The 5480-nt window shown below is 35.1% G+C and carries 6 protein-coding genes; all 6 read left to right on the forward strand.

The window, feature by feature from the left end:
- The coding region (locus tag DWW23_RS26180; protein WP_233564468.1) for a DUF1573 domain-containing protein at positions 1-611 on the forward strand (611 nt) is incomplete at its 5' end.
- Positions 612-799: 188 nt separating this feature from the next.
- Positions 800-1033: an NVEALA domain-containing protein gene (locus tag DWW23_RS26185; RefSeq protein ID WP_122357392.1), complete on the forward strand. Its 234-nt coding sequence runs from the start codon at positions 800-802 to the stop codon at positions 1031-1033.
- A 265-nt stretch (positions 1034-1298) separates the two neighbouring features.
- On the forward strand, positions 1299-1553 hold the full coding sequence (locus DWW23_RS26190) for an NVEALA domain-containing protein (RefSeq protein ID WP_122357387.1): 255 nt from the start codon (positions 1299-1301) through the stop codon (positions 1551-1553).
- A 143-nt stretch (positions 1554-1696) separates the two neighbouring features.
- Positions 1697-2710, forward strand: coding sequence for a BF3164 family lipoprotein (locus DWW23_RS26195; RefSeq protein WP_122357388.1), 1014 nt, complete (start codon positions 1697-1699; stop codon positions 2708-2710).
- A gap of 15 nt (positions 2711-2725) precedes the next feature.
- Positions 2726-3817, forward strand: a complete 1092-nt coding sequence (locus DWW23_RS26200) for a 6-bladed beta-propeller (protein ID WP_122357389.1) — start codon at positions 2726-2728, stop codon at positions 3815-3817.
- A gap of 24 nt (positions 3818-3841) precedes the next feature.
- Entirely contained in the window at positions 3842-5338 is a 1497-nt protein-coding gene (locus DWW23_RS26205; protein ID WP_233564469.1) for a transglutaminase-like domain-containing protein, read from the forward strand.
- Positions 5339-5480: the final 142 nt, after the last annotated feature.

The raw sequence follows: 5480 nt of genomic DNA on the forward strand, positions 1-5480 counted from the left end.
TCGAGTATACCGATTCGGCCACACAGGGAAAAATACCTTTCCTTTTCTTCTTCCATCCCAAAGATGCGAAAGAAATACGCTATCTGTTGAAACGGGATGCTTTCGATCGTCCCGTCTGTATTGACATAGAGGATCAACTGAACAAATTGAACAAGTTCCCGTCAAATATAACTTTCCAGACATTCCTGCTGGACAAGAACAATAAAGTGGTTGTATTAGGAAATCCGGTACACAACACGGCTGTGAAAGACCTGTATCTGAAACAGATCACCGGTAAGGATAATCCGAACAAAAATATTCCGAAAACAACAGCCGAAGCAACACAGACAGAAATCGACTTCGGTACTTTTGGAAAATCGGAACTAAAGGAAACAACCATAGAAGTAAGAAACATTGGGGACAATCCCCTTGTGATAGTGGACGTAAGTACCACTTGTGGCTGCACGGCAGCGACCTATGACAAACGACCTGCGAAACCTGGAGAAACCCTTCGGGTGGAAATTAAGATGACTCCGAAAGATACTGGATTTTTCGATGAAGTCGTCACAATCAAGTATAATAGCACTAACAATCAACCTGTTAAAGCAAAGATAAAGGGGTATATTCAGTGATCGAACAAATAAAATTTACTGTATCCCACCAAGAATGTACAGGCAAACTCTCGGATACTTCGAAAAGGAAGTATATGATGGTAATACAATCAACAAAACAGAATGAATTATTTCATTCAACTATCTAAAATAACAGTAGACACTGATAGAAAATTAGCTTATTTATAATCCAATAAATGATTAAGATCATGAAGAAAAAAATCTTTGGGGCAGTTCTCATCGCTGCTATGGCTGTTGCAGCCAACTGGAATTTCAACCAGAGCAAAAATGAAATGGAATTTTCGGATTTAGCTTTAGCCAATATTGAGGCATTAGCGAACAATGAAGGTTCTAGTAGCATGTGTGTTCCTATGATTGGTGCAACCTGCAGCTATACTGAAGGAGGACAAACTTATACGCTCTATGATTATATTGAAATATAACCTATTAGACATACAAACATTGTGTTTAATCAGAGAGCGAGTTATAATGAAGCAAAAGGGAGTCTACCCGATAGCCTGAGAAACTTTACGGTAAACTCCCTGAATGCTCTCCTAAAAAGAAAGGAGGTGTATCAAAATCAATAGTTAGCCACCAACAGAATGATACGGGTGTCATTCGACTATCCCAACCCGAACAATAGTAGGCAAAGATAGAAAATAGCCTGATTAAATAAGAAACAAAATAAATAATTTAATATATACAAATATGAGAAAATTATTCAGTATCATAGCTATTGCAGCCGTAGCTGCTACTGCTGGCTGGAATTTTAGTCAGAGTCAAAAAGAGGTGGAACTGTCAGACTTAGCACTAGCTAATGTGGAGGCATTGGCCAGATATGAAGGCCAAGGTGATGCTTGCACAGAGTTTACCACAATGACATGTACATCTGTTGTCACAGACAATTGGGGAAATACATCGGTTCATACATATTATAACATGTACGCTTCAGATGCATGTTAAAATACTCATAAAACTACATAATTAAACATTGATATATGTAGTCATAAGAGTTGCAAAAGGTTTATTCTGTAATTCAACAAAATCTGTATATATTACTAATTATCCTTTTGCAACATCTTTTCTTTAAATAAAACACTTATATAATGAGAAATACGATATTATTACTATTATTATTCTGTTTTTCTTGTACTAAACAAGAATCCGATTTATTAATTCTACCGGATGAAACTCCTATCAAAAGTATTGATTATCCGAATGAAATTATAATGAGTTACCCTCTATGCATCGAAATTATAAATAATAATTTGTTCCTGCTTATGCACAAAGGAGAAGATGTCATAAAAATAGTTGATGCAGACAATGGTAGCGAAATTAAACACGCTGGTAAATTCGGAAGTGCACCAGAAGAATTTATACAGCCCAATTATTGGGGATTTGATAAAAACAATAACATACTTATATATGATTTGATGCTAAAAAAGCTTAGGAAATATAATTGGGAAGAGATTGTTAATAATCCTGAATTAACCATAGCTAAAGAAATTCCATTGAAAAGTACTAATGCACATATTACTAGCGGAAAAATATTAAATGATAACTATTTTGTTGGCTCTGTACCTTTTGGTATATCCGAACCTTTAATAGTTCTCGATAATAATTTAAGCATTATAGATAGTTTAGGAGAAGTTCCTAATAATAATCACAAAAGCACCAATATGACATCCTATGTAGGTAATATTGATACCCATAACAATAAATTTGTATTTGTTATGGCATCTTTAGGCTATATAGCCTGCTACCAACAACAAAAAGGAGGTAGTGAACTACTTTGGGATCATTACATAGAAAAACCGGTTTATAAAGGTGATCAATTGGACAGAAAACAGTTAAAATTAGGTTTTCCTGATGTGAAAATAACTAAGAATTACATTTTTTGTAGTTATTTCGGTGAGGTTTTAACCAGAGAAAAACTTAAAACACTCAAACCCCGTAACATTTTGGTGTTTGATCACAAAGGGTATTTATTAAAAAATTTAAGATCAGAAAGAAGCGTTGGTAGAATTGCCGTTTCAGAAGACGAAAAAACATTATATGCAGTAACGGAAGAGCCCGAAATCGCAATTATCCGATTCGACATCAGTAATTTATTTAACTAAAAAAATCATATAGTCATGAACAAATGCACATTATTACTAGTATGTGGACTATTTCTTGCATGCAATAAGCCACAAGCGGAAATTACTAACGAAAATCCAGTTAAGATAGAACTCGCCTCTTTAGCTGAAAAAGGGCCAGAAACGATCAGCTTAAAGGATTGGAGTAAAAATATCAAGTTCATTCCATTAGAAACAAAAGAGATACAACCTGTTAAAAACATTTCCACAATCATACAGAAAAACAACAAACTATTGATCGCACAACCTCAAAGAGCCTCTGTCTTTGATTTAGATGGTAAATACCTGTATGATATAGGTCAACAAGGAAATAAGCCGGAAAATTATATAAGTATACAAAATCTGACAGTCAGAAATGATACAATCTTCATTAAAGATAAAAATAATCAGATAAAGCTATATAATTGGCAAGGTAAGTTTATGGGACTAATCCCTACTCCAGAACTACCTATTCTGGATTTATATCCGGTTCTGGATAAAGATATTTTTATAGGACATATCCCCAACCGTACCGGAGAGAATAAAAACAGACTAGCTATTTTTCGCGATACAACCGTATTAAATTTAATACCTACCTATTCGAAATTCGAGCGTGTAGATGGAAGTATAGTCATTACACTCATTTCAGAAATGAGAACTTTTGACGGTAATGTATCAGCGTTCAAAGAACTTTTTAACGACACAATTTTCCAAATCAAACCGGATTATTCATTGCATCCATATGCTGTAATCAATTTAGGAAAGAATAAAGCAACAGAAGAACATCGCTACGCCTTAACACCAAACATGTTCACTCAGAAAAACTTTGACATGTTTGATGGCAAAATAGCACTTTCTGCCATTGGAGAAAAAGATGATATTATTTATATGGTTCCTTATAATAAAATTATCAAGCCTTATACTTTCAGTTTCGATAAAAAGAGCGGAAAAGCTTATTATCAAAAAATAACATATCCGGAAAGTCAATTAGAACTAACAGACGGAAGCTTCTTTACTCCTGCATTCATCTCTACCGATGGGAAGTACTTAATTGATCTCGAGTTTACAAAAAATGACAACAAACCTGTAATCGTACTGGTCGAACGTTAATAATGAACTATAAATTGAATGATCATGAAAACTTATATTCCTTTCTTTATTTTGTGTATTCTTATCTCTTGTTCTACGCCTTATCAGAAGAAAATCAGTTTGGAGCAGGCGCTTTCCTTTGCCGGAGAAAACAGAATAGAATTGGAAAAAGTTTTCGAACATTACAAAAATGATTCGCTGAAATTGAAAGCAGCAGAATATCTAATCACAAATATGCCCCTGCATTTTTCCAGAGTTGAATACTACTTATCGCCGGAAGGTAAACAATATATACCAGATATTGCCTGCTTTCCGGATAAAGAAGCTGTAAAAAAGCATTGCGACTCGCTACGGAACAAAGGATACACAATCATGGGAAATAACATTTATGACAGTAAAACACTCAAAAGCGATTTCTTGATCCGGAATATTGATCTGGCTTTCCAAGTCCGGGAAAAGCCCTGGGCAAAAGATATTCCTTTCGAAGATTTTTGCCGGTATATCCTCCCTTACAGGACTCAAGTAGAACCCGTTTCCAACATGCGTCGGGAATTCATGGAAAAATATTTACCTCTGATTGATTCGGGAAAAGTTAACAATGCCTTTGATGCCTGCAAAATAATCAATTCACAATTAATGAAAGAGTTGGTTTACAAAGATACCGGTTCTCCCCTCTATCCCACCGTCGAAAGCACATATCACTCCGGTAGAGGCAGTTGTGAAGATTTGTGTAACTTGGCCACATTATTAATGCGTGCTGTAGGCATTCCTGTAGCCGTACAACTTACTACCTGGACCAAAATGGATTTAGCGCACAGTTGGGGTGTCGTATTACATGATGGAAAGTTTTATAATTTCAGTCCTGTCTACGGTCAACCTGACACCTATAGAGAAAAACTTGAAACTACCGGCTATCTGAAACCCGCCAAGGTATATCGGCTGTTATTTGATCCCGAATTTAAGGAAACCGATGTTAAAGACGACGGCTACATCACAAATCTGAAAAGTCCACTATTAAGAGATGTGACAAAGGAAGAAGGATATCAGGTTCTGGATATTTGTATCGAGACAGATAAACCTGTATCTTCTTCCATAAAACAGATTTACCTCTGTACATACAATGATTATGATTGGAAACCACTTGCCATAGGTAACCGACAAGGTTCTACATGCAGAATTAAAGATATTGTAGGCAATAATATCTTTATTATTGCCGAAGCCTCAAACACACAGTATTTACATTATATTACCGCTCCTTTCATCTTAAAAAAAGATGGAAGTATTCATAAATTAATTCCTCAAAAAGAATTTAGTCAATCCTTCACGTTCGACAAACGTAAAAATAAATTAAATCAAAAACATACGTTACATTACTGGGACACAAACAAAAATGGATTTATATCTTTAAAAGAGAAGAGTTCGACAGATACTACACAGACGTACAATCAAATACCGAAAAATGCTCTGTTATGGTTTACTATTCCGGAAAGAATAGTGAATCAAAGGGTATTTTATATTGAAAACGACAGTATAAAATATTAGTCGCCATATGAAAAAACAAACACATAAGCTGATCAATAAAGTCATTGACATTGTCTTTTGGCTATGCATGACAGTTGTCTTGTGGTTTGTTGTACAGGTATTCGTGTTTGCTTCTTTCAAAATTCCCAGCGATTCGATGGAG

The organism is Parabacteroides sp. AF14-59 (genome assembly GCF_003479515.1).
GTDB classification, from domain to species: domain Bacteria; phylum Bacteroidota; class Bacteroidia; order Bacteroidales; family Tannerellaceae; genus Parabacteroides; species Parabacteroides faecis.